A 23,033-nucleotide genomic window follows, 5' to 3' on the forward strand; every position below is an offset into this window, starting at 1 on the left:
ATCTTACAGGTTTTTTACGGCTTCTTTGAATTGATCGCCCCGATCTTCATAATTCTGAAACAGGTCAAAACTGGCACAGGCCGGTGACAGCAATACCGCATCACCTCGCTCTGCTATTTTATAGGCCACTTTGATCGCCTCTTCAATAGAAAAGGTCTCGACCATCAAGTCGATGACATTCCCAAATGTGTCTACCAGTTTGGTATTGTCCATACCAAGACAGATAATCGCCTTTACCTTTTCACGAACCAAGGGCATCAAGGCCGTATAGTCGTTGCCCTTATCGACCCCACCGGCAATCCATACAATAGGCTTTTTGATGCCTTCAAGTGCATAATAGGTAGCATTGACATTGGTCGCTTTTGAGTCGTTGATGTACTCGACATGGTTGATTTTCAATACCTTCTCCAATCGATGGGGAACCCCTTGAAACGTTTGGATACTTTGGCGCAAAGCTTCTTTTCTGACGTTGCTCAAGAGAGCGGCCATTGTCGCGGCCATGGCATTCTTTACATTGTGCTTGCCTTCAAGGGCCAAAAAATCAGTACTCATTTCAAAGGTTTTAGATTCTACATTTATGTTGATCGTTCCATTTTTCATCCAAGCCCCTTCTTTCAGCTCTTCTTTGAGCGAAAAAGGGAGCAATTTTGACTGAACGGGATGTTTTTTAAAGCCTTCGGCAATTGCATCATCATCGGCGTCATAAATCAAATAATCACTGGCATCTTGGTTCATGGCTATGCGAAATTTGGAGGCCACATAGTTTTCAAACTTGTACTCGTACCGATCTAAATGATCGGGCGTGATATTGGTGATCATCGCAATATGGGGTTTGAAACCAGTAATGCCATCTAACTGAAAGCTGCTGATTTCAAGCACATATTGATCTACATCTTCTTCTGATACCATTTTGGCAAAACTGTCACCGATGTTTCCCGCCATGCCCACATTTAAACCTGCTTCTTTGAGCAAATGATGGGTAAGCATGGTAGTGGTGGTCTTGCCATTGCTTCCTGTAATTCCAATAATCATGGCATCGGTATACCTCGATGCAAACTCGATTTCAGAAATCACCGGTACACCTTTTTCGATCAGGTTTTTTACCAGTGGAACCGTATCGGGAATACCCGGACTCTTCATCACCACATCAGCATTCAGAACACCGGCCTCGCTATGTTGGCCTTCTTCCCATTCAATCTCATGATGTATAAGAACTTCTTTATATTTTTCTTCTAGCTTTCCTCGATCGGAAACAAAAACTTCATACCCCCTCTGTTTTCCCAATATTGCAGTGCCCACTCCGCTTTCTCCTGCACCCAATATCACCAAGCGCTCCATCTTTACCGTATCTTCAAGGTGACAATGCTTATAATGGCCAACAGAATGCCGATGATCCAAAAGCGTGTCACTATTTTACTTTCGTGGTACGATTTCTTTTGAAAATGATGGTGCAATGGTGCCATCAAGAAAATTCGTCTGCCTTCTCCATGTTTTCGTTTGGTGTGCTTGAAATAAGCTACCTGCATCATTACTGAAAGCGACTCGGCAAAGAAGATTCCGCATAACAGGGGAATCAACAATTCTTTGCGCACCATAATGGCAATCACGGCAATGACACCGCCTATGGTCAGACTGCCCGTATCGCCCATAAAAACTTGCGCCGGATAGGCGTTATACCACAGAAAACCTACCAGTGCCCCCACGAAAGCAGCGATAAAGACCACCAATTCACCTACACGGGGTATATAAAAAATGTCGAGGTAGTTAGAGAACTCCACATTACCCGATACCCAGGCAAAAATGCCCAAGGTGAGTACTATAATGGCCGATGTGCCACCTGCCAGACCATCAATGCCGTCGGTCAAGTTGGCTCCGTTCGACACGGCCGTAACAATAAAAATCACTATGGGAATAAATACCAGCCAAGCATACTTTTCGGCCCCATCACCGATCCATGAAACGATTTCGGCATAGTCAAGCTCATTATTCTTGAAGAACGGCACATTGGTACGAACCGATTTCTTTTCACTGCCCACAACTTTCTCTACCCTAAAATTTTCATTGATAATGGTCTTGTCTTTTTCTTTCATGGTCACCTCGGGATGGAAGTACAAAACAGCCCCCACGATGAGCCCAAGAACGATCTGCCCCATCACCTTGAAACGGCCCCTGAGGCCTTTCTTGTTCTTCTTGAAAATTTTGATGTAATCATCGATGAATCCGATAACGCCCATCCATATCGTGGTAATTATCAATAGCACCACATAGATGTTCTTAAGGTCGCCGAACAGCAACACCGGAATCAACGTGGCCATGATGATAATGATACCCCCCATGGTCGGGGTGCCCGCTTTTTGCTTCTGGCCCTCAAGGCCCAAATCACGAATGCTCTCGCCGATCTGCTTCTTTTTCAGATACAATATGATGCGCTTGCCATAAATCATGGCAATGGTAAGCGATAACAAAACTGCCATGGCCGCCCTGAATGTCAAAAACTGAAAGAGACCTGCACCCGGCAGTTGATATTGTTGCTCTAAATATTCAAACAGATAGTAAAGCATTCGTTGTTATTTTTCCAGTTCGGCCAAAGCCTTTTTCACTTCCTTGAAATCATCAAATTCTTTTCGTACGCCATTGGTCTCTTGATAGGTCTCATGCCCTTTGCCAGCCACTAAAATGATGTCTTTTGGCACAGCTAATTTGCAGGCGGTCTTGATGGCCTGCCTTCTATTTTCTATGGCCAGCACTTTAGTCACATTTTGAGGCTCTACACCCGCCTCCATTTCTTCGATTATCACTTCAGGAGATTCGGTTCTCGGATTATCGGAAGTAAAAATGGCCTGATTGCTCATTTCTGAGGCGATATGACCCATAACCGGACGCTTAGACTTGTCACGATCACCACCACACCCCACTACGGTGATGACGTTTTCATTTCCAGTCCTCAACGTGTTGATGGTTGTCAACACATTTTTAAGTGCATCCGGTGTATGGGCATAATCAACAATAGCCGTTATTTTCTTTTTCGATATATGATATTGAAACCTGCCATCTACATTTTCTAAATCACTGATGAGCTGCAGAATCTCCATCTTTTCCAAACCCAATAAATCTGAAGTAGCATAAATGGCCAACAGGTTGTAGGCATTGAAATCGCCAATTAACTTTGTCCACAGTTCATTCTCGTCAATTTTCAACAGTTGTCCATTGAATTGGCGCTCTAAAATCTGTCCCCTGAAATCTGCATACGATTTCAGGGCATAGGTATATTTTTGGGCTTGTGTGTTCTGGATCATTACCAGTCCATTCTTATCATCGACATTGGTAAGCGCGAAAGCTTTTTTCGACAAATTGTCAAAAAGTTTTTTCTTGGTATCACGGTATTCGGCAAACGTCTTATGATAGTCTAAATGATCGTGTGAAAGATTGGTGAAAATAGCCCCTTCAAAGTGAAGCCCCTCGGCCCTTTTTTGGTGAATGCCGTGTGAGCTCACTTCCATAAAACAAAACTCGACCCCTTCTTCACTCATCTTATACAGGTGTTCATTGATGGTCAATGAATCGGGTGTGGTAAGGGATGTCGGAAATTCTTTGTCATCTACCATGATTTTGATGGTAGAGATAAGGCCGACCTTATAGCCGGCTTTTTTAAATAGATTGTACAAGAGCGTTGTGACGGTGGTCTTGCCATTGGTGCCCGTGACCCCAACGAGTTTTAGGTTTTTGGAAGGGTTACCATAAAAGTTGGAGGCCATCATCGCCAAGGCCGTTTGGCTTTCTTTTACCTCAACATAGGTAATGCCGTTGACCAATACTTCGGGAAGCATTTCACAAACAATGGCCTTGGCCCCTTGCCCGACCGCCTTCTCGATGTACCCATGCCCATCTGTGGTCAGGCCCTTGACGGCCACGAAAACATCGTCCATGTTCACTTTTCTTGAATCAAAATGAATATGGTTGATCAATACATTGGTATCACCGCTCACCGCTGTGATACCTGACTTGTACAATATGTCTTTCAACAATTTCATGAAAGCTCCAATACTATTTTTTTCACCTTATCGACATCAGTGCCCTGTGCAACCGATTGACGTTTTACCTTTCCATTGCCCTTCACCTCTACTTCGAGTCCTAGGTTTTCAAGAATGGAAACGGCATCCATCCCGCTCATGCCCTTGACATTGGGAATCTGCCTATACTCTTGTTGGGCATGCACGAAATAACTTTTGTACTCTTCTTTCAGTTCGGGAATCTCAGGAGCTTCGTCCTCTACCTCATCTGCCAAGGGAGAACTTGCATAAATTTTTTGTGCCATAGACTTGAATACAGGCCCAGAAACATCAGCTCCATAGTAGCCCACACTCTTATCGGGTTCATGAATGACCACAATGCATGAATATTTTGGGTTGTCGGCAGGAAAGTACCCCACAAACGAAGAGATATAGGCCAGCTTATCGGGGTCTTTGGCCACATAGTTCTTTTGACACGTACCTGTCTTCCCTGCCATTGAAAAATTCTTTGAATACAGGCGATGACCTGTGCCTGAATCTTTTTCGACCACATCCTTCAACAACTGTCGGGCCTTCTTGACCGTCTCTTTTGAACAAATGGAGGGATTTACCACCTCTTTTCTGAAACGCTGCACCGCTTTGTTGCCGATTCGCACTTCTTTGATCAACCTAGGCTTGACAAACTCGCCATCATTGGCAATGGCATTATAAAAGGCCAAGGTCTGCATGGGCGTCATGGCCACCTCATAGCCGTGTGACATCCAAGCCAAAGAGATGCCTGACCAGCCTTTATCACCAGGGTATCTAATCACAGGCCGTCCTTCACCGATTATGGGTAGGCCTAAATCTTCATGAAGACCCATGTTCATCAAACGATCCACAAACCGCTCAGGCTGTTCTTTATAATGTTCATGGATCATTTTGGCAAAAGCCGTGTTCGAAGAGACCGTGAATGCCTCGGCCAAAGAGATTTCACCATACCCCCCATGCTTCGAATCCCTGACGGTTCGATCATAAATGCGCCAACGACCTTTTTGGGTATCAATAATGGCATTGGTATCGATGACTTTATCTTCTAGGGCAGCTATCATTGACATCAGCTTAAAAGTCGAACCGGGTTCATGCGATTCACCAATCGCGTAATTCAGCTTCTCATAATATTTACCCTCTTCGGTACGGCCCAGGTTCGAAATGGCCTTGATCTCGCCCGTTTTGGTCTCCATGACCACTACGCAACCATGGTCTGCACTATACCTCTCAAGCTGTGCCAACAGCGCATGGTGGGCAATATCTTGTATGTTGGTATTGATGGTCGTGACCACATCTTGACCATCTTGTGGTTCTACGATATTGTCAAGGCCTATAGGCTTCCAGCGATTTTTGGCAATCTTTTGTTTGAGGCGTTTGCCCTCTTTCCCTCTTAGATAAGGTTCGCCAAAGGCCCCATCGAGTCCTACACGGGTATAGTAGCCGTTTTCATCGATTCTTTCATAACCGATACTGCGCGCGGCAATTTTTCCTAAGGGATATTCACGCACTACCCTGTATTTTTCGATAAACCCTCCCTTGTTCGGACCCAACCTGAACAGTGGAAAACTCTTTATACGAACAAAATCCAGATACCCCACATTTCGGGCAACAAGCTTATAGCCATTGCCATTGGCACGAGCCTTTCTGAACAACTGGCGATAGTGCGATGGGGGCTTGTCAAAAAGATTTGCCAGCGAATCTGCCAATGCCGGCATATATTTTTCAAAATTCTCTTTAGATACCGTATTGGCATCAAACCTGATCTCGTACTTGGGCACTGAAGCCGCCAACAAGCTACCGTCTTCTGCATAGAGATTACCACGATTGGGCTCAATGGTGAACATTTTTTCGGTCTTGCCCAATGCCAAATCTTTATATGCTTCGCCTTTGACCATTTGAATATCGACCAATCGGTACACAATGGCCAAAGAAAAGAGGAAGAGACAGGCTGCCACTACATACAGCCTATTCATGATGTTCTTTTCGGTTATCGCCATTATCTTTCAGATTTGACCCTAATTTTTTGTGGTGGATTTTTTGAAGGGAGCAATCCCCTATCGGCTACTTTGTTCTGCAACGAAGACTCGAGTTTTAGTTGCTGCACCGAACGGCGCATATCTAAAAATTCGCTTCTCAGCTTTCGAACCTCTTCGTTCAAAGCGGCTATCTCATGTACTTTTTTATCGGCTCTGTGGCTACTCGATATCATAATGGCGGCCAAAAAGGATGCAAAAAGCAAAAACAACCAATTTTTGGGAGCATCGTCGCTCACCAAAAATTTACCTCGTAATATGTCCAATAATCCTTTTTTCATTTTCTGACCTCTTGCAAGCACACCTTAACCAGCCCAGTGTGGCAAATACCATTTCAAATTCTTTCCGCGATACGCAGTTTTGCACTCCGCGCCCTATTGTTTTCAGCAATTTCCTCAGTTGATGGCACAAGCATCTTCCCTATTCGTTTGAACGGCACTTCAATGTTTCCAAAGAAATCTTTCTCAGGCTCTCCCTCAAACTTGCCCGATCGAATAAACCGTTTCACCAAACGGTCTTCAAGAGAATGGTAACTGATCAAACTTAACCGCCCTCTTTTCTTCAAAACCTCAGGTGTTTGCAATAGAAACTCCTTTAACGCTTCCATCTCTTGGTTGACCTCTATTCGAATGGCCTGATACACCTGTGCCAATATTTTGTTCTCTCGCTTTCTTGGGAGAAACCGTTGCAATACCTCCCTTAATTGCATGGTCGTTTCGATCGGTGCCTCTTTTCTCACCTTGATGACCGCACTTGCCATACCCTTGGCGGTGCGAACTTCACCATAGTCATCCAACACTCTAATCAGATCGGCCTCACTATACTCATTGACCACTTCATATGCCGAAAGTTTGGCCGTTTGGTCCATTCGCATGTCTAGGTTGGCTTCAAAACGAGTTGAAAATCCGCGCTCGGCCTTATCGAACTGGTGTGAAGACACTCCAAAATCTGCTAAGATTCCATCAACTTTCAGAATGCCATAGAACTTCAAAAAACGCTTCAGAAACCTGAAATTCTCATTTATCATTTGAAACCTCGGGTCTTCAATTGCATTGACCAAGGCTTCTTTATCTTGGTCAAACGCAATCAACTTCCCATCATCACCCAGCCTTTTCAGTATTTCCCTGGAATGCCCTCCGCCACCAAAAGTGGCATCAATGTATATTCCATCTTTCTTTATGTTCAATCCATCAACCGACTCATTGAGTAGTACCGGACTGTGATACGGATTTGTCATTCTTTCCAAAAGCCGTTTTGAGCATTGAACTGAATTCGTCTCTATTTATATCATTGGCCCTGTCATAGCTCTCTTTGTCCCATATTTCAATGATATTAATGGTAGAAGTGATTTTCACTTCTTTTTTTATCAAGGCGTGCTCTGCAAGTGCCTTTGGAATCTGCAATCGATTACTGTCATCAATATTGACCAATTGTGCCCCCTCAACAAACTTTCGCAAGGTTCTCACGTTATCGGGATCAAACTGGTCTTTCTCTTTCAACTGCATCATCATACGGTTGTATTCTGACTTGGGGTAAAGTTCAAGACAGTGGGAAAACCGACCATGTTTTATGACAAAGCCATCATTCAAAAGGGGCGCCAACTGAGACATCAGGCTTGACGGAATCGTCACCCTGCCTTTGGCGTCTGCCTTACAATTGAATGTACCTATGATGTTGATCATAAAACAGTTTGGTCAGATTACTAAAATCAAATATATATATTCTGAAACATTTTTCCCCACTTCATCCCACTTATTTATTAAAAATCTAGAAATTTAACGTAAAAATCCCACTAGATATTGTAATTCTCTCTTTTTAACCACTTTGAATCTTGGTCATGGTATTGCCCGACAACACTATTTATCGTTTTGAAGCATTGGCAAGGCCCAATTTCATAGTGCCGCGAATTGCCTATATTTGCCGCTCTAGACCGAGCTAATATTGATGGAAGACGAAATCATAAAAGACGGCAAGTACCGCTATATTGAAAATGGTGACGGTACGCCGATGATTATTTTACATGGCCTTATGGGCGGGCTCAGTAATTTTCACGGAGTCACCGATTACTTTCCAAAAAGGGGCTACAAAGTATTAATCCCCGAACTTCCCATCTATGATATGCCCGTACTCAAGACCAATGTGAAGAACTTCGCAAAATTCTTGGAAGACTTCATTGAGTTCAAAGGTTTGAGCGATGTCATTCTTTTGGGAAATTCTTTGGGCGGCCACATCGGTCTCTTGCACACCAAGATGTTTCCTGAAATGGTCAAGGCCTTGGTCATTACCGGTAGCTCAGGTTTGTACGAAAGTGCCATGGGTGATGGCTATCCCAAACGTGGCGACTATGAATTCATCAAGAAAAAGGCCGAAGATGTTTTCTATGACCCCAAAGTGGCCACCAAGGAAATTGTCGACGAGGTCTATGCCACGGTCAATGACCGCATGAAATTGGTGAAGACCTTGGCCATTGCCAAAAGTGCCATTCGCCATAACATGTCAAAAGACCTCCCGAAAATGAATACCCCCACCTGCATTATTTGGGGGAAAAATGACACGGTCACGCCGCCAAATGTTGCGGAGGAATTTCACCAACTATTGCCCGATTCAGACCTTTTTTGGATCGAGAAGTGCGGTCACGCCCCTATGATGGAACACCCTGAGGAGTTCAATGTCATTTTAGAGGCATGGTTGCACAAAAGGGAGTTTTAATGTTACTGTTCGATGCTTGATGATGGTCGCTCAATAAACAATTTCCCCGTTTTATTCCCTTGATCATTATCGTCCATTTTTTATCTTAGGATCATGAAAATCATTTCGGCCCAATTTGTCATGAGCAATTCTGATGTAGCGAAGTGCCCGAAAGAGCCACTGCCCGAATATGCTTTCATCGGACGATCCAATGTGGGCAAGTCTTCGTTGATCAATATGCTCGTCGGGCAAAAAGGGCTGGCCAAAACCTCAGGGCGTCCAGGTAAGACGCAGCTTATCAACCATTTCAAAATCAATGATCAGTGGTTTTTGGTCGATTTGCCCGGTTATGGCTATGCGCGCGTCTCCAAGAAAGACAAAAAGACCTTTCAGCAATACATCACGCAATACTTTTTGAAAAGACAACAATTGGTGAGTGCCTTTGTTTTGGTCGATATTCGCCACGAACCCCAAAAAATCGATTTAGAGTTTATGGAGTGGCTCGGTTCAAACGAAATTCCATTTGGAATCATCTTCACCAAAGCTGACAAGTTGAAACCGGCCGCCGTTGAACGAAACGTAGAGGTCTATTTGCAACAACTGCTCGATACCGCTTGGGAAGAGACCCCAATTCATTTTGTGACTTCTGCCGCCCATCGAACTGGGCGTGATGAGGTATTGGGCTATATTGAGACCATCAATCAAGAAATCACCAAACGAAACTAGCTAGGTGCGTTCTTTCACCAACCGAATGAGTGCACGGGGCGTTTTGAGCCCATTCAGCTCTCGGTTCGAAATCAATACCTCTAGACCTTTTTGACCTTCGACAAGCACAATCGGAAAGTCAAATTTGTACCCAAACTTGCTCGCATAGCGTTTAGAAAACCCATCTCTGTGCAAAAACACCATTTCGTGCGGGCTGTCTTTACGAAAGCGTTTCCAGGCACGGTTTTCGGCAAAAGTACCGTAGGTGATGTCACACAGGTTACAATCATAGGTCGATGGACTGAATATTTTGTGCATGCTGTCCAAAACTGCGTTTCGGACACCTGAATCGGCATTATAGACAAAAATGAGCTTTTGGGAAGCTTTCTTTTTCATGAATCAAAAATCACGGCTGAAGCATTACTTCAACTCTAACTTCTCGGCAAAATAATCACAAAAATCTTTCATGGTGGCCGTCATCTTTTCATTTTGGGTGGCTTTCATAAAGGTATCGGCCATGGTCATCAAGGTTTGATAAAAAAACAGTTTCATTTCATCAACGGGCATGTCTTTTGTCCACAGATCAATTTTGAGCGACTCTTTGTTTTTGCTGTCCCAGACAGACAGCATCATAGCCTTGGCCTCTTCATTGTCAACACCACCATCTTCTGCCGACCATGTGAGTTCTTCAGGTACTCGATTCTCATCAAGACCTACTTTCAATCGTATTTCTGAAGTATGTACTATCGCCATCTATCGTTTGGGTTTGTAGTTTGATTTTTTAAAGATTTCATCGGCAGGCAACGCCAAAAGTTGCTGCAGGGTTACATCGTTTTTCTTCATAAAGGCCTTAACGATCTGCCAACCCATATAGCGCCCTATACGGGGCGGCGATTCATTATCGAAATCCAAGCCAAATTTTGAAAAGGGTGTAGGATCTAAAAAGCGCTTATCAAGTTTTGAGTCCGTACTATAGAGCAGCTCCTGTTCTATGAAAAAGCGCCAAATCTGTTCTTCGTTCTTCTGGGCCCACTGCAGTTGCTCCGGCAAGTAGCCAATTTTTTGGGCATCGGTATCGTTGGGGAGAAATCTATCTTTTAGGTAAAGCTCTTTTCCATAATAGATCATTCGCGACAAAAACGTGCGGTCTCGCGGATATGGATTTACCTTTTTGGTAAAGGCACTGGCCACATCAGACAACAAGTATTTTGAATCAAGCCCTTGGGCAATGTAACTTGAAAGACCCTTGTAGAACTTATGATCGCTTCCCAAATAATTATCAAGCCCCAAAAGCAATAGTGAATCGGCCAACACCACACGGTTCTCATAATCGACGGTAGAGACCAAGGTCACTACCTTTGGCAACTCTTTCTCTGAAAAATAATATTTGATATGCTGGTACAATCGATGAATTTGTTGTTCTTGGGCTTCAAAATCACCAAATACCTTGTAGGTCTCGTCGGCCAACTGTTGTTGTAGGGTATCGGCCATCATACCGATCCAAATGGAGTCAGGTGTTCTTTCGGGAAACAAGTAAGGATATTTTGCCTTTAAGCCAGGCAAGTCATCTGGGGTCGCTTGATCAAACTCAGCATCGAAGCGCAGTACTTTCAAGTCAATGGGCACCTTGGCTATTTCAGCTTCACGTCGGTTCTCTTGATGGCATGAAGGCAAAATCGCCAAAGAGACCAGTATCACAAGGTATTTTGCTCTATGCTTCATTTTTTAAGGCCCAGGGTTTACCTTTACAGGGCACAAAAATAAATCTTTGATTCTAAATACTGATTCATGCAAACTGAAAAGGTCATCGAATATATCGTGACGTGGCTAAAAGACTACGCCAGAAATGCAAAAATGAAAGGATTTGTAGTGGGTGTTTCTGGTGGAATAGACTCTGCCGTCACTTCTACCCTATGCGCCAAAACCGGACTCGATGTTCTGTGCATTGAAATGCCCATACACCAATCTGAGAAACAGGTGAACCGGGCAGATCGCCATATAGACTGGCTGGTGCAAAATTTCTCGAACGTGTCTCGCCAACCTGTCGATCTCACTCCCGTTTTTGATAATCTGGTCGCCGCTTTGCCCAAAGTCGAAAACGAAGAAGAACGTTTTATGTCTTTGGCCAATACCCGTGCGCGCCTGCGCATGACCACCTTATACTATTTTGCTGCCCTTAAGGGATATTTGGTTGCGGGAACTGGCAACAAGGTGGAAGATTTCGGTGTGGGATTCTATACCAAATACGGCGATGGTGGCGTTGACCTCAGTCCCATTGCCGATTTGCTGAAGACCGAGGTATATGAACTGGGGAAGGTCTTGGAAATCAACCAAGATATCATGGATGCACCCCCGACCGATGGCCTATGGGGCGACAACCGTACTGATGAAGACCAGATTGGCGCTTCCTATCCTGAATTGGAGTGGGCCATGAAAATGGATGACGAAGGAAAAAGCGCTGGAGATTTTACAGGTAGGCAACAGGAAGTCTTCAGCATCTATAAAAAATTAAATAGGGCCAACAAGCATAAGATGGTTCCTATACCCATATGCGAGATTCCAAATTCTTTAAAAACAACCGATTAACCGTAAAAATGGATAGTAAAACGATTAAAACCCCAAAAATTCTGTGGTTTTAAGAAAAAAATGGCACATTTGTTCCCCAAATTGGTTAAATTGCCTGTCACCTTTTGTAGGCGATATATTACGACCAACCTATTTATAATTTAGAAATAAGAAAACCTACCACAATGATTAAAGTTTTAGTTGCTGACAATCACCCTATTGTACGCTTGGGCGTTAAGCAGGTGATTGATTCAGTTTCCGACATGGAGGTGGTGGCCGATGTCTCATCGACCACTGAACTTTTCGAAACTTTGGAAAAAATCTCCCCCGATGTGGTAATGCTTGAAATGGATATTCCTGAAATCAACGGCATTGCAACACTAAGAAAAATCAAACAAGAATTTCCAGATGCCAAAGTACTTATGTACAGCGGCCAATCTGAGGATGTTTATGCCTTAAGTACCATTCGTGCAGGGGCTTACGGTTATCTCTCTAAAGCTGCAGACTTGGATTATATCGTTTCTGCCGTTCGAAAGGTGAGCGAAGGCAATATGTTCATCACCAATGAACTGGCACAGCGTTTGGCCTTTGATGAAGGCACCCAGAAACCTCGTAGGTTCTTCAGAAAACTCTCTACAAGAGAAATCGAAGTGCTTAAACTTTTGGCCAGTGGAAAACGTAACAAAGAAGTGGCTGAGGGCTTAAATCTCAACGAGAAAACCGTTAGCACTTACAAAGCGAGATTAATGCGTAAATTGAATGTTGACAACCTCGTAGATTTGTTGCAACAAGCAAAAGCGCTTGAGTTATACTAAATAACAATTGACATTGCGTGAAAACCCCAATTTTTTTGGGGTTTTTCTTTTTAAGATAGTACCCTACTCAATTTGGCGTTCAATAATTTGTTCAATTGTAAGTAATTGACAATTTCTTCCAAGGTCTCAGAGTGGTCGTCTTGTGATTCTTTTGTATGTTCCCGTAGTTGGGCAATACGGTTTCTGATCAAATTACAGCGAAGTGTTAAAATGGTCTCCCCGACCAGTTGGGCGATACCGTGTTCTTTTTCTTTTGGGTAGATGTCTTTTCGCTCCCAATTATGCAGTGCATACTTTTCTTCTTCCATTAGTATAGATGAAAGCTCACTGACAAAACCTTGATCTAGCCCTACCATGAATTCGTTGATATTGAAATTCTCTTTTTTGTTGAGCGCCTCTATCAATCTATAATATACATGCTTGAAATTCTCATTGCTCAGTTCAATCTCATCTTCCTGTAAATCCAAATAGATTTTTTCGTACACTTTGGCTTCTACCTTTTCGGGCTCCAACACCAACTCGCCCTCGTCATTTTCTTTGAGCACCAGATCTTCAAATTCTTGCTTTTCATTACCATATAGCAATAGCATTTCTATAATCTTGCGCTCTAATTCATACTGAACATCGACCTTTTCTACGGCAGCCTCATTTTTGACCACTTCAAAGGCTTTTTGTTCTTGTCTATGTCTTTTATTGGCGTCGGCAATTCCTTTTTTGGTCAATTGTGCCAAGGTATCATATAGCACCCCCTCTGAAACCTGCATCATTTTGGCACATTCTTGTATATATACCTCTTGCTTGATACGATCGGGAATCTTGGCGATACTCTGCACAATATCCCTTATGGTCTCAGCACGTTTAATGGGATCATCGGCCGCTTCTTTGACCAAGAGCGAGGTCTTGAACTGGATGAAATCTTTCGACTGTTCTTCTAGGTACAGTACCACATCTTCAAAGGCATTGTTTTTGGCAAAACTGTCGGGGTCTTCACCTTCTGGAAACGTGCAGACCTTTACGTTCATACCCTGCTCTAAAATCAGGTCAATGCCCCGCAACGATGCCCGTAGGCCCGCAGCATCACCATCAAACAAAACGGTAATGTTCTTGGTCAAACGGTTCACCAATCGTATTTGCTCAGGTGTCAAGGCCGTACCGCTCGACGCCACCACGTTTTCGATGCCGCATTGGTACATCTGAATCACATCGGTATAGCCTTCGACCAAATAGCAATTATCTTCTTTTGCAATGGCTTGTTTCGCAAAATAGATGCCATAGAGTACTTTGCTCTTGTGGTAAATCTCGCTTTCGGGTGAGTTCAGGTATTTTGCCGCCTTTTTATCACTGGTCAGAATGCGGCCCCCAAAACCCAATACGCGTCCACTCATCGAATGTATGGGAAACATCACCCTGCCCTTAAAGCGATCAAAGGTTTTTTTACTACCATCACTCTGCTCTTTGACAATGGTAAGGCCCGTTTTTTCAAGAAACTCTAATTGATAGCCTTTTTCAAGGGCATTTTTTGTAAAGGCTTCCCATTCATCGAGACCATAGCCGAGGCCAAATTTTTTAATTGTCTCTTTCGTGAAACCACGTTCTTTGAAATAGGTCTGACCAATGGCCATGCCAGGTTCTGATTGCCATAAGATATCCGCAAAATATTTTTGGGCGAACTCAGAGACGAGATACATGCTCTCGCGTTCATTGGCCTGTTCTTTTTCTTCAGAAGTCTGTTCGGTTTCCTCAACTTCTATATTATATTTTTTAGCGAGATAGCGAATCGCTTCGGGATAGGTAAAGTGTTCATGCTCCATCAAAAAGGCAACCACATTGCCCCCTTTTCCACTACTGAAATCCTTCCATATCTGCTTTACCGGTGATACCATGAAACTGGGCGTGCGTTCATCGGTAAACGGACTCAACCCCTTGTAGTTCGAGCCTGATTTCTTCAACTGCACAAAATCACCGATGACCTCCTCAACACGGGCAGTTTCGTACACTTGGTCTATGGTGGTCTTTGCTATCATTTATCATTCATGGAAGTGGATAAAAATACGGATTTTTACCCTCACACAATCAAGCGCCAAATGTAGATGGAACTTTGCTAAATTTAGATAAAATTAAGGCATGATCCTTTTCTTCGGAACCCGCAGGGGAAAGCAAAGCATTCGACAGTTGCAAAATGTGACCTGCCCCCATTGCAAACAAAGAGGAACATTATCCATCATCTCGCAACCTAACTATTTTCACTTGTTCTGGATACCACTTTTTCGTGTACAAACATTGCAATTTGCCGAGTGTTCACACTGTAGACGGGCATATTACAAGGAAGAGTTTTCAAAAGAAATGAGGGAAGCAATTTAGAAATAATCGCTTCCCTCCCGAAAAATGTGTTTCCATTCATTTGAAAATGGCAACATGGTCAAAGATCGAATCGAAGGCCCAAGGAGATATTTCGTTGTTCAACCGCAGCATCTTTAAAAATGGGGTTCAAATCATATTTCATATATAACAGCACGCCTTCTACACCTGCATAGGCACTCAGCCCATAGATCAAATCACTGGTATTGTAATCGCGTTTGAGTTTGTCTTTTACCCGTTCGCCATCCCTGGTGTACTTAAGTTTTTGTCTGGTACCGAGATTGAATCCGCCATAACCGCCAATGCCAAAACGAAACTGTCTGTGCAAAGAATATCGAATTTTCTTCTCAGATTCATAGTACCTTGAGGGGCCAAATTCAAAATGTACAGGAAAAACCAAATTATCCATTCGCAGTTTAGCCTTATCCAATTCCACATCAAATTCCTGTAACTCAGTTTGATCGCCGTTTTGCACAAAGTATTGGTTGTCATCAGGCTTTAGACCGTTGAACTGAAAAGAGAATCCATAGTTGAAACGTAGCCAATTAGACTTTCTAAAAACACGGGTGCGCCATTGCCAGCCCATCTCAAAAAAACGGCTACCGCCAATTTTATAAGGTGATTCATCCAATGATTGCCCATCGATTATGGCATTGTTCAAACCAATGGCAAGAACAAAATCAGAATAGGTACGCCTATCGTACTTTACATCTTCTCTCCATCCTTTACTTCTGAAAATGAACTCTTCGAAAGGTTTGCCTCCGATATCAATTCCTATTCTCACTTGATCTTCTGGAATTGAATCATTCTCCATATTTGAAAAAACCTCTCCCTCATTCCTATCTATCAGGGCAATCTGGTTATCGATAATGGCCATTCGATTTTCAATGTTCATGGCTCTTTTCTTAGCGGCCTCTTCCTTTAAAATCTTTGCTTCTTCGTTAGTGAGTGTTCCCCGATCCAATCTTTTGTTGATGGCCTGCACCTCAATTTTCAAGGCTTCCTTTTCTTGTCTGGCAATTTTTTCTTTTTGCTCTTTTAGAACTTTTATTCTTTTTTTATAATCTTCTTGGGCCTTTAATTGTTGCGCCAATAAGGCCAATAGCAAGCACACTAAAAATGTTGTGATTTTTCTCATGATTGTCTTGGTTTAGCATTCCTCTCCCGACCTCCCACATATTGACTATGGGGAGGAACCGGAGCAGGAATTTGATTGATGAATTATTAATTGTTACGGTCGGCTACCGCGGTCTTCAATTTGAAATACCCTTGTTTCAGTGCATCGAAAATCTCATCTCTAAAGGTTTGATCAAGTTCACTTTCGACCTCATTCAAAAGTGCTATTGCGTCAACGGCGCCATCTCTTTGAATTGCCTTCTCGGTCAAAATCTCACGCTGTGCCGCTCTTAGCAATGAGTCGACTTCAGCCTCGGTCACCTGTCTGTTCTGGCTCTCAAGCAACGTCACCTGGGCCATTACCTCATCAAGTTTTTCGTCGATGAGACTTCTACCATCATCTACAGGCTCATTTCTGGTCTTTTTGGCACTATCGCCTTTTGCTAGGGCAATTGTTGCTCTGGATACTTCTTTGGTATCCATAATGGATTCTTGTTTTTCACGGCCCCGTTTCCCTTCGGCTATGGTTTCGGTACCCTTTTCCATTTCATCGTGTACCGTACCAGATTCTCTTACCTTTGGTTTTTCAGGTGCCGTATCCACTATTTCCTCTTTGGTCGTTTGTTCGCCATCTGAACTGAAAAAGAACATTGATAAAAACAATACTCCTACAAAAACAGCGGCCACAGCGTACCAGCGATATCTTCTCTTTGGGCGAGAAGTTTCAGGGCCCAATCGAGCTTCCAGTTTCTCCCATGCCGCTTCTGATGGCTTTATTTCACGCTCTTGAAGCTTACGCTTAATGTGTTTTTCAAATTTGTCCATACTTATTTTGTTCAATTTCCCCTCGACCGTGTGGGAGAAGAAATTTTATCCAATTTTAAATTTTCTTGCAACATCTTTCTAGCCTTGAAAAGCTGCGATTTTGAAGTGCCCGTTGTAATCTTCAATAATTCAGCAATTTCTTCATGCTTGTATCCTTCTACGGCGTGTAATACAAAAACCATTCTGTATCCTTCGGGCAAACCATCGATTAAATGCTGTATGTGTTCGACATCCATCATAGAGGATTCACTTTCACTTCTATCTTTCACATACTGAAAGGCCTCCTCATCGAAAACCACAAATTGTTTTTTTCGCAAATGCGAAATACATTCCCGCACCATGATTTTTCGAATCCACCCTTCAAAACTTCCACGATGTTCAAAAGCCCTCAAGTTTTTAAACACCTTGACAAAACCTTCGACCATCACATCTTCAGCAAAATGCACATCTTTGATATATTGCCTACAGAGACTCAACATCTTTGGCGAATGCTTTTCATAAATGGTCCGCTGTGCCTGCCTCTCACCAGAAATGGCTTTTTTGATCAATTGTTTCTCGTTGCTATAGAACGGAATAATTTTCAAGGGTTCTCGGTTTGTTCTATAAATATAGACGCATGTATTTTTAAAAAGGTTGTCTGAGGTCGAAAAAAGTTGAGGGTTCGCTTTGGTGAGGGGTTGGTAGTTAGTAGTTAATAGTTAGTAGCTTGTAGTTAGTAGTTAATAGTTTGTAGTCAAGCGTCAAGCGCAAAAGCGTCAAGCGTCAAGCGTCTAGCGTCTAGCGTCTAGCGTCTAGCAAACCTACTTCTTCCTATCCACCACATAGTTCACCATAAGCACCAAAGACTCTTTATAAGGGGTATTCGGATAGTCATTCAGTAGCTCAAGTGCCTCGTCTTTGAATTGAAGCATTTTTGAAACGGCATAGTCGAGCCCCCCCATTTCTTTGACATAGGCGATGACCTCCTTGACCCGTTTTTTGTTCTTGTTATGGTTTTTAATGGAGTTTATCAACCAACGTTTTCTGTTGCTATCACTATTGTTAAGGGCATAAATCAAGGGCAATGTCATTTTTTGCTCTTTGATATCGATACCTGTGGGTTTGCCGATGCGTTCTTCACCGTAGTCGAAAAGGTCATCTTTTATCTGAAAGGCCATTCCGCATAGCTCGCCGAACCTTCTAAAAGTCTCGACTTCTTTAGAACCGGGTTTTACCGCACATGCTCCCATACTGCAACAGGCAGCGATAAGTGTTGCCGTTTTTTGACGTATGATATCATAATACACTTCTTCGGTAATATCGAGCAGACGTGCTTTTTCAATCTGTAAGAGCTCTCCCTCGCTCATTTGCTTGACCGCATTTGAGATGATATGCAACAAATCGTAGTCTTTTTGCTCAAGAGCCACGAGAAGTCCCTTTGAAAATAAAAAATCACCTACCAGAACGGCAATTTTATTCTTCCACAGGGCATTTATGGAGAAAAAGCCTCTTCGTTTGTCACTTTCATCTACCACATCATCATGGACAAGGCTGGCGGTATGTATCAATTCAATAATGGATGCACCGGTATAGGTGCGGTCGTTCACCTTACCATCGTTAAGCATTTTGGCGGTCAAAAAGACAAACATGGGCCGCATTTGCTTGCCTTTTCTATTGACGATATAAAAAGTGATCCTATTGAAAAGTGAAACCTTTGAAGACATTGATTGACGAAACTTTTCCTCAAAAAGCTCCATTTCTTTTTCAATCGGCTCCCGTATTTGCGCGGCAATTTTCAAACGACGACTAGGTCTGTTGGTTCAGCGTATCAAAAGTAGCGAAAATCAGGGGTTTGGTCTGCCAAAATAGCTAAAGTGCACAAAAATCGGTTTCTGTTGATATGATGGTTACGACTTGTTGGCAAGCTGCCCGCAAGCCGCATCAATATCTTTTCCGCGTGAGCGTCTAACAGTAACCACAATTCCGTTATCCTGCAAGGTTTCTTGATATAGTTGAAGTGCCTCATCAGATGCTTGTGAAAACTCACCGTCATCAATGGGGTTATATTCGATCAAATTCACTTTTGAAGGAGCAAAGCGGCAGAATTTGACCAAGGCATCAACATCTTTTTGGGTATCATTGATATCTTTCCAAACCACATATTCGTAGGTAATACGATTCTTGGTCTTGGCATACCAATATTGTAGGGCCTCCCTCAGGTCTTTTAACGGAAACGTTTCATTGAACGGCATGATACCGGTTCTGACCTCGTCGATTGCAGAATGTAACGATACCGCCAAATTGAAGCGTACTTCTTCATCGGCCATTTTCTTGATCATCTTGGGCACTCCCGAAGTCGAGACGGTAATACGCTTAGGTGACATGCCGAGGCCTTCTTTTGAGGTAATCTTCTCGATAGCTTTGAGCACATTGTTGTAGTTCATCAGGGGTTCGCCCATGCCCATAAAGACAATATTGCTCAACGGCCTGCCAAAGTAGAGACGACTCTGTTTATCTATGACGACTACCTGGTCATAAATTTCGTCTGGATTCAAATTGCGCATGCGCTTTAAACGTGAAGTAGCACAAAAACGGCAATCAAGGCTACAACCTACCTGACTTGAAACGCATGCGGTGGTACGCGTCTCGGTCGGTATCAATACCGATTCAACCACCAACGAATCATGTAGCTTCACGGCATTTTTAATGGTACCATCGGCACTGCGCTGCATTTGGTCTACCGATATATGATTGATGACAAAGTTCTTATTGAGCAATTCGCGGGTATCTTTGGAAAGGTTGGTCATACCTTCAAAAGAATGAGCCGATTTTTGCCAAAGCCATTCATAGACTTGATTGCCCCGATAGGCGTGGTCACCCTGGGCAACAAAGAAATCACGCAATTGTTCTTTGCTCAGTGCCCGAATGTCTTTTTTTTCTTGGACCATTTTGACAAAGGTAGAAAAAGAAAATCCCGATCTGCATCGGGATTTTATGTATTCTCCGCATCCGTAGCGACCTGTTGCTTTAAAGAATCAACATGGCATCACCATACGAATAAAAGCGGTATTGCTCCAGTATTGCCTGTTTGTATGCCTTTTTCATCAAGTCATGGCCCATAAACGCCGAGATCATCATCAACAGGGTTGACTTTGGTAAATGGAAATTGGTGACCATACAGTTGGCGATGCTAAAATCGTATGGGGGAAAAATGAACTTGTTCGTCCAACCCTCAAACGTGTTCAATGTTTGTTCAGATGATACGGCACTTTCCAATCCGCGCATTACCGTAGTACCCACAGCACAGACTTTTCGTTTGCTATTCTTGGCACGATTGACTACTTCGGTTGCCTTTTCATCGATGACCAACTCTTCACTGTCCATCTTGTGCTTTGAAAGATCTTCGACCTCAACCGGATTAAAGGTTCCCAGACCTACATGTAGTGTTACCTCAGCGAAATCGATACCCTTGATTTCAAGACGCTTCAACAGATGTTTTGAAAAATGCAGCCCAGCAGTGGGTGCCGCAACTGCGCCCTCGTATTTGGCGTAGATCGTCTGATAGCGTTCTTCATCTTCGGGCTCAACAGCTCTCTTGATATATTTTGGCAATGGGGTTTCACCCAACTCTTTCAGTTTTCTTCGGAAATCCATATAAGAACCATCGTACAAAAAGCGAAGGGTACGCCCCCTAGAAGTGGTATTGTCGATGACTTCGGCTACCAGACTCTCATCCTCTCCAAAATATAACTTGTTTCCTATTCGTATTTTTCTGGCAGGATCTACGAGTACGTCCCAAAGACGCTGTTCTTCATTCAATTCCCGCAACAAAAAAACTTCGATACGTGCCCCTGTCTTTTCCTTATTTCCATATAGTCTCGCAGGAAACACTTTTGTGTTGTTCAATACCATAACATCACCTTCATCGAAGTAGTCAATAAGGTCTTTGAACATTTTATGTTCGATTTTTCCTGTTTCTCGATGAATGACCATCAGCTTGGACTCATCTCTGTTCTCGGCTGGGTATTCTGCCAATAAATCTTTCGGAAGCTCAAAATTGAAGTTGGATAGTTTCATGTGTATAGTTCTTATTGCTTTTCATCGGTCACGCTTCAGCTATGCTCAGCACAGGCAGGTAACCTTTGATAATCAAAATAATCGTTGAACCTTGCGCATAAAGATTATTTTGATCATTTGAATTTCATTCGGTTCTTTGGATTTTTTTTAAAGGTTGCAAATATACAATCCGCAAAAGGGGGATGTCAAGTAATTGGGCATTAAATATGCTATACGCTTTTGATTTCAATGCCTACCTTTTTCATATCCTCCCAAAAATCGGGATAGGATTTTGAAACCACTTCGGCATCATTGATCGTAAAGCCGGTTTTTATGGCAAGTGGTGCAAAGGCCATGGCCATTCGATGGTCATTGTACGTGTCGACCGAGACATCGACACATTTTATTTCTGAGGGTTGCAACATTAAGCTTTCTTCAGTAATACTGACCGAAGCGCCAAATTTTTCCAGCTCGGTTTTCATTGCGGAAAGACGATCTGTTTCTTTGATGGGCAGGGTATGCAGACCAGATAAATGGCAACCAATGCCCAATGCAAAACAGGTGACCGCAATGGTTTGTGCGATGTCTGGGGCATTGCTCAAGTCATACTCCAATGTCTTGGGTTTCGGGCTCGAAAACTTTCTCAAAACTATTTTATGGTTTTCAAAATGTGTCTCCACCCCAAAATCGCGATAAATTTCAGCTAGCACACTATCGCCCTGCAATGAATCTTTTCTATAGGAGGAAAGTGTAATCTGGCTTTCTGGCTCGACCAAGGCCATAATACTGTAAAAGTAACTGGCGGCACTCCAATCTGATTCGACCACCAAAGTTTTTGGATCCACTTCTTTTTTGGGATCCACCTTGATTACTTGTCCCTTAAACGATGTCTGCACACCAATTTGGTGCAAAAGTCCTAAAGTCATCTCGATATAGGGTACCGAAGTTATTTTGCCGACCAAATGAAGTTCTAGTCCGTTCTTTAAGTTGGGTGCAATCAACAACAGGGCAGAAATGTATTGGCTACTGATATTTGCCGGTAGCTCAACAGCACTTTTTGTGAGTTGTTTTCCCTTGATTTTTAAAGGGGGATAACCCTCTTCTCCCAAATAAACGATATCTGCCCCCAAATCGCGCAATGCCTCGACCAAAATCTTGATGGGGCGTTCTTGCATACGGGATGAGCCTGTCAGCACCACCTCTTTTTCTTCTTGTGACGCAAAGTAGGCCGTAAGAAAACGCATGGCCGTACCCGCGTGGTGAATATCTACATTTCCGTTCGAGATGGCCAGACCTTTTTGCATCACGACCGCATCATCTGAATTGGAAAGATTCGCTATTTTAAGATCAGGAAACAAGGCCTGAAGCAACAACGATCTATTGGTCTCACTTTTTGAACCCGTAATCTGGATTTCTGTCTGTATTCTATTGTTTGAAAGGGGTGAAAGTCGTAATCTCAACGTAACACTTTTTTATCAATATGGGCAAGCCTCAAAGATAGCCTTATTTAAGCTTTTTATTGTTCTGATGGCGTTCGTGATCGCGCTCTGCTTTCAACTGCAACTTTTTTTCAAATGCCTGTTGTAAATCCACACCCGTTTGATTGGCCAGACACAACACCACAAAAAGCACATCGGCCAATTCTTCGCCCAAATCTTTGTCTTTGTCTGAGGGTTTCTCACTTTGTTCACCATATCGTCGTGCAATGATACGGGCCACCTCACCTACCTCTTCGGTGAGCTGGGCCATATTGGTCAGTTCATTGAAATAACGTACCCCATGGTTTTGAATCCATTCATCTACAGCCTGTTGTGCGTTTGCTATGTTCATGCTTAGTTTTTTATAAAAATAAA

The 23,033-nt window shown here is 43.1% G+C and carries 24 protein-coding genes; 5 read left to right on the plus strand and 19 right to left on the minus strand.

The features are described 5' to 3' along the window. Positions 1 to 3: 3 nt before the first annotated feature. Genes murD through L0P89_RS03150 form a run of 7 tightly spaced genes read right to left on the minus strand, consistent with a single transcriptional unit; the run spans position 4 to position 7,755 of the window. Positions 4 to 1,338 (minus strand): UDP-N-acetylmuramoyl-L-alanine--D-glutamate ligase, encoded by a 1,335-nt coding sequence (murD, locus tag L0P89_RS03120; protein WP_235267985.1) that lies wholly within the window; start codon positions 1,336 to 1,338, stop codon positions 4 to 6. Between the two features lie 2 nt (positions 1,339 to 1,340). Further along, entirely contained in the window at positions 1,341 to 2,561 is a 1,221-nt protein-coding gene (gene mraY, locus L0P89_RS03125) for a phospho-N-acetylmuramoyl-pentapeptide-transferase (RefSeq protein WP_235266941.1), read from the minus strand. Between the two features lie 6 nt (positions 2,562 to 2,567). After that, the gene (locus L0P89_RS03130; protein WP_235266942.1) at positions 2,568 to 4,031 is read right to left on the minus strand and encodes a UDP-N-acetylmuramoyl-L-alanyl-D-glutamate--2,6-diaminopimelate ligase; all 1,464 of its coding nucleotides are present in this window, start codon (positions 4,029 to 4,031) and stop codon (positions 2,568 to 2,570) included. Beyond that, positions 4,028 to 6,037 carry a penicillin-binding protein gene (locus L0P89_RS03135; RefSeq protein ID WP_235266943.1) on the minus strand — a complete coding sequence of 670 codons (2,010 nt, stop codon included), beginning with the start codon at positions 6,035 to 6,037 and terminating at the stop codon, positions 4,028 to 4,030. The genes L0P89_RS03130 and L0P89_RS03135 overlap by 4 nt, the downstream gene beginning before the upstream one ends. Beyond that, positions 6,037 to 6,354 carry an FtsL-like putative cell division protein gene (locus L0P89_RS03140; RefSeq protein WP_235266944.1) on the minus strand — a complete coding sequence of 106 codons (318 nt, stop codon included), beginning with the start codon at positions 6,352 to 6,354 and terminating at the stop codon, positions 6,037 to 6,039. The genes L0P89_RS03135 and L0P89_RS03140 overlap by 1 nt, the downstream gene beginning before the upstream one ends. A 53-nt stretch (positions 6,355 to 6,407) precedes the next feature. Further along, the gene (rsmH, locus tag L0P89_RS03145) at positions 6,408 to 7,310 is read right to left on the minus strand and encodes a 16S rRNA (cytosine(1402)-N(4))-methyltransferase RsmH (RefSeq protein ID WP_235266945.1); all 903 of its coding nucleotides are present in this window, start codon (positions 7,308 to 7,310) and stop codon (positions 6,408 to 6,410) included. After that, positions 7,273 to 7,755, minus strand: coding sequence for a division/cell wall cluster transcriptional repressor MraZ (locus L0P89_RS03150; protein WP_235266946.1), 483 nt, complete (start codon positions 7,753 to 7,755; stop codon positions 7,273 to 7,275). The genes rsmH and L0P89_RS03150 overlap by 38 nt, the downstream gene beginning before the upstream one ends. A gap of 262 nt (positions 7,756 to 8,017) precedes the next feature. Here L0P89_RS03150 and L0P89_RS03155 point away from each other — a divergent pair, with 262 nt between their 5' ends. Together L0P89_RS03155 and yihA are read left to right on the plus strand one after the other, a co-directional pair. Continuing rightward, positions 8,018 to 8,782, plus strand: a complete 765-nt coding sequence (locus L0P89_RS03155; protein WP_235266947.1) for an alpha/beta fold hydrolase — start codon at positions 8,018 to 8,020, stop codon at positions 8,780 to 8,782. A gap of 93 nt (positions 8,783 to 8,875) precedes the next feature. Continuing rightward, positions 8,876 to 9,487: a ribosome biogenesis GTP-binding protein YihA/YsxC gene (yihA, locus tag L0P89_RS03160; RefSeq protein WP_235266948.1), complete on the plus strand. Its 612-nt coding sequence runs from the start codon at positions 8,876 to 8,878 to the stop codon at positions 9,485 to 9,487. Here the strand turns inward: yihA and L0P89_RS03165 are convergent, their stop codons facing one another. The 3 genes from L0P89_RS03165 to gldB are packed head-to-tail and all read right to left on the minus strand — an operon-like array spanning position 9,488 to position 11,188. Then, positions 9,488 to 9,862 (minus strand): GTPase, encoded by a 375-nt coding sequence (locus L0P89_RS03165; RefSeq protein WP_235266949.1) that lies wholly within the window; start codon positions 9,860 to 9,862, stop codon positions 9,488 to 9,490. It lies immediately after the preceding gene. 24 nt (positions 9,863 to 9,886) lie between these two features. After that, complete coding sequence (gene gldC / locus L0P89_RS03170) at positions 9,887 to 10,219, minus strand: gliding motility protein GldC (protein ID WP_235266950.1); 333 nt, start codon at positions 10,217 to 10,219, stop codon at positions 9,887 to 9,889. Continuing rightward, a complete protein-coding gene (gene gldB / locus L0P89_RS03175) occupies positions 10,220 to 11,188 on the minus strand; it encodes a gliding motility lipoprotein GldB (protein ID WP_235266951.1) in 969 nt (322 codons plus the stop codon). Between the two features lie 66 nt (positions 11,189 to 11,254). On the opposite strand from gldB, the gene nadE reads away from it, so the two are divergent. Both nadE and L0P89_RS03185 read left to right on the plus strand, forming a co-directional pair. Next, complete coding sequence (nadE, locus tag L0P89_RS03180) at positions 11,255 to 12,052, plus strand: NAD(+) synthase (protein WP_235266952.1); 798 nt, start codon at positions 11,255 to 11,257, stop codon at positions 12,050 to 12,052. Between the two features lie 164 nt (positions 12,053 to 12,216). After that, the gene (locus L0P89_RS03185; protein ID WP_235266953.1) at positions 12,217 to 12,846 is read left to right on the plus strand and encodes a response regulator transcription factor; all 630 of its coding nucleotides are present in this window, start codon (positions 12,217 to 12,219) and stop codon (positions 12,844 to 12,846) included. A 50-nt stretch (positions 12,847 to 12,896) separates the two neighbouring features. Here L0P89_RS03185 and dnaG read toward each other — a convergent pair whose 3' ends face one another. Further along, positions 12,897 to 14,870, minus strand: coding sequence for a DNA primase (dnaG, locus tag L0P89_RS03190; RefSeq protein WP_235266954.1), 1,974 nt, complete (start codon positions 14,868 to 14,870; stop codon positions 12,897 to 12,899). 100 nt (positions 14,871 to 14,970) lie between these two features. On the opposite strand from dnaG, the gene L0P89_RS03195 reads away from it, so the two are divergent. Continuing rightward, positions 14,971 to 15,207, plus strand: coding sequence for a zinc-ribbon domain-containing protein (locus tag L0P89_RS03195; RefSeq protein ID WP_235266955.1), 237 nt, complete (start codon positions 14,971 to 14,973; stop codon positions 15,205 to 15,207). 58 nt (positions 15,208 to 15,265) lie between these two features. Here the strand turns inward: L0P89_RS03195 and L0P89_RS03200 are convergent, their stop codons facing one another. The 8 genes from L0P89_RS03200 to L0P89_RS03235 form a co-directional block, all read right to left on the minus strand. Then, a complete protein-coding gene (locus L0P89_RS03200) occupies positions 15,266 to 16,342 on the minus strand; it encodes a PorT family protein (RefSeq protein WP_235266956.1) in 1,077 nt (358 codons plus the stop codon). Positions 16,343 to 16,428: 86 nt separating this feature from the next. Next, the gene (locus L0P89_RS03205; protein ID WP_235266957.1) at positions 16,429 to 17,145 is read right to left on the minus strand and encodes a hypothetical protein; all 717 of its coding nucleotides are present in this window, start codon (positions 17,143 to 17,145) and stop codon (positions 16,429 to 16,431) included. Positions 17,146 to 17,156: 11 nt separating this feature from the next. Further along, entirely contained in the window at positions 17,157 to 17,729 is a 573-nt protein-coding gene (locus tag L0P89_RS03210; RefSeq protein WP_235266958.1) for an RNA polymerase sigma factor, read from the minus strand. A 216-nt stretch (positions 17,730 to 17,945) separates the two neighbouring features. After that, positions 17,946 to 18,923 carry a polyprenyl synthetase family protein gene (locus tag L0P89_RS03215; protein ID WP_235266959.1) on the minus strand — a complete coding sequence of 326 codons (978 nt, stop codon included), beginning with the start codon at positions 18,921 to 18,923 and terminating at the stop codon, positions 17,946 to 17,948. Between the two features lie 108 nt (positions 18,924 to 19,031). Further along, positions 19,032 to 20,072: a 23S rRNA (adenine(2503)-C(2))-methyltransferase RlmN gene (gene rlmN / locus L0P89_RS03220; protein ID WP_235266960.1), complete on the minus strand. Its 1,041-nt coding sequence runs from the start codon at positions 20,070 to 20,072 to the stop codon at positions 19,032 to 19,034. A gap of 79 nt (positions 20,073 to 20,151) precedes the next feature. Beyond that, complete coding sequence (queA, locus tag L0P89_RS03225) at positions 20,152 to 21,201, minus strand: tRNA preQ1(34) S-adenosylmethionine ribosyltransferase-isomerase QueA (RefSeq protein WP_235266961.1); 1,050 nt, start codon at positions 21,199 to 21,201, stop codon at positions 20,152 to 20,154. A gap of 209 nt (positions 21,202 to 21,410) precedes the next feature. Continuing rightward, entirely contained in the window at positions 21,411 to 22,640 is a 1,230-nt protein-coding gene (gene aroA / locus L0P89_RS03230; RefSeq protein WP_235266962.1) for a 3-phosphoshikimate 1-carboxyvinyltransferase, read from the minus strand. 43 nt (positions 22,641 to 22,683) lie between these two features. Next, a complete protein-coding gene (locus tag L0P89_RS03235) occupies positions 22,684 to 23,010 on the minus strand; it encodes a nucleotide pyrophosphohydrolase (protein ID WP_235266963.1) in 327 nt (108 codons plus the stop codon). Positions 23,011 to 23,033 lie beyond the last annotated feature (23 nt).

The organism is Muricauda sp. SCSIO 65647 (genome assembly GCF_021534965.1).
Lineage (GTDB): Bacteria > Bacteroidota > Bacteroidia > Flavobacteriales > Flavobacteriaceae > Flagellimonas_A.

Bases quoted from the DNA above. Each gene is read 5' to 3' on its own strand.
- L0P89_RS03165 (WP_235266949.1), bottom strand. From the start codon at position 9,862: ATGAAAAAGAAAGCTTCCCAAAAGCTCATTTTTGTCTATAATGCCGAT.
- mraY (WP_235266941.1), bottom strand. From the start codon at position 2,561: ATGCTTTACTATCTGTTTGAATATTTAGAGCAACAATATCAACTGCCG.
- L0P89_RS03150 (WP_235266946.1), bottom strand. From the start codon at position 7,755: ATGATCAACATCATAGGTACATTCAATTGTAAGGCAGACGCCAAAGGC.
- L0P89_RS03185 (WP_235266953.1), top strand. From the start codon at position 12,217: ATGATTAAAGTTTTAGTTGCTGACAATCACCCTATTGTACGCTTGGGC.
- L0P89_RS03155 (WP_235266947.1), top strand. From the start codon at position 8,018: ATGGAAGACGAAATCATAAAAGACGGCAAGTACCGCTATATTGAAAAT.
- gldC (WP_235266950.1), bottom strand. From the start codon at position 10,219: ATGGCGATAGTACATACTTCAGAAATACGATTGAAAGTAGGTCTTGAT.
- L0P89_RS03195 (WP_235266955.1), top strand. From the start codon at position 14,971: ATGATCCTTTTCTTCGGAACCCGCAGGGGAAAGCAAAGCATTCGACAG.
- L0P89_RS03200 (WP_235266956.1), bottom strand. From the start codon at position 16,342: ATGAGAAAAATCACAACATTTTTAGTGTGCTTGCTATTGGCCTTATTG.
- queA (WP_235266961.1), bottom strand. From the start codon at position 21,201: ATGAAACTATCCAACTTCAATTTTGAGCTTCCGAAAGATTTATTGGCA.
- L0P89_RS03135 (WP_235266943.1), bottom strand. From the start codon at position 6,037: ATGGCGATAACCGAAAAGAACATCATGAATAGGCTGTATGTAGTGGCA.
- L0P89_RS03205 (WP_235266957.1), bottom strand. From the start codon at position 17,145: ATGGACAAATTTGAAAAACACATTAAGCGTAAGCTTCAAGAGCGTGAA.
- L0P89_RS03140 (WP_235266944.1), bottom strand. From the start codon at position 6,354: ATGAAAAAAGGATTATTGGACATATTACGAGGTAAATTTTTGGTGAGC.
- L0P89_RS03235 (WP_235266963.1), bottom strand. From the start codon at position 23,010: ATGAACATAGCAAACGCACAACAGGCTGTAGATGAATGGATTCAAAAC.
- gldB (WP_235266951.1), bottom strand. From the start codon at position 11,188: ATGAAGCATAGAGCAAAATACCTTGTGATACTGGTCTCTTTGGCGATT.
- rsmH (WP_235266945.1), bottom strand. From the start codon at position 7,310: ATGACAAATCCGTATCACAGTCCGGTACTACTCAATGAGTCGGTTGAT.
- murD (WP_235267985.1), bottom strand. From the start codon at position 1,338: ATGGAGCGCTTGGTGATATTGGGTGCAGGAGAAAGCGGAGTGGGCACT.
- nadE (WP_235266952.1), top strand. From the start codon at position 11,255: ATGCAAACTGAAAAGGTCATCGAATATATCGTGACGTGGCTAAAAGAC.
- yihA (WP_235266948.1), top strand. From the start codon at position 8,876: ATGAAAATCATTTCGGCCCAATTTGTCATGAGCAATTCTGATGTAGCG.
- L0P89_RS03130 (WP_235266942.1), bottom strand. From the start codon at position 4,031: ATGAAATTGTTGAAAGACATATTGTACAAGTCAGGTATCACAGCGGTG.
- dnaG (WP_235266954.1), bottom strand. From the start codon at position 14,870: ATGATAGCAAAGACCACCATAGACCAAGTGTACGAAACTGCCCGTGTT.
- rlmN (WP_235266960.1), bottom strand. From the start codon at position 20,072: ATGGTCCAAGAAAAAAAAGACATTCGGGCACTGAGCAAAGAACAATTG.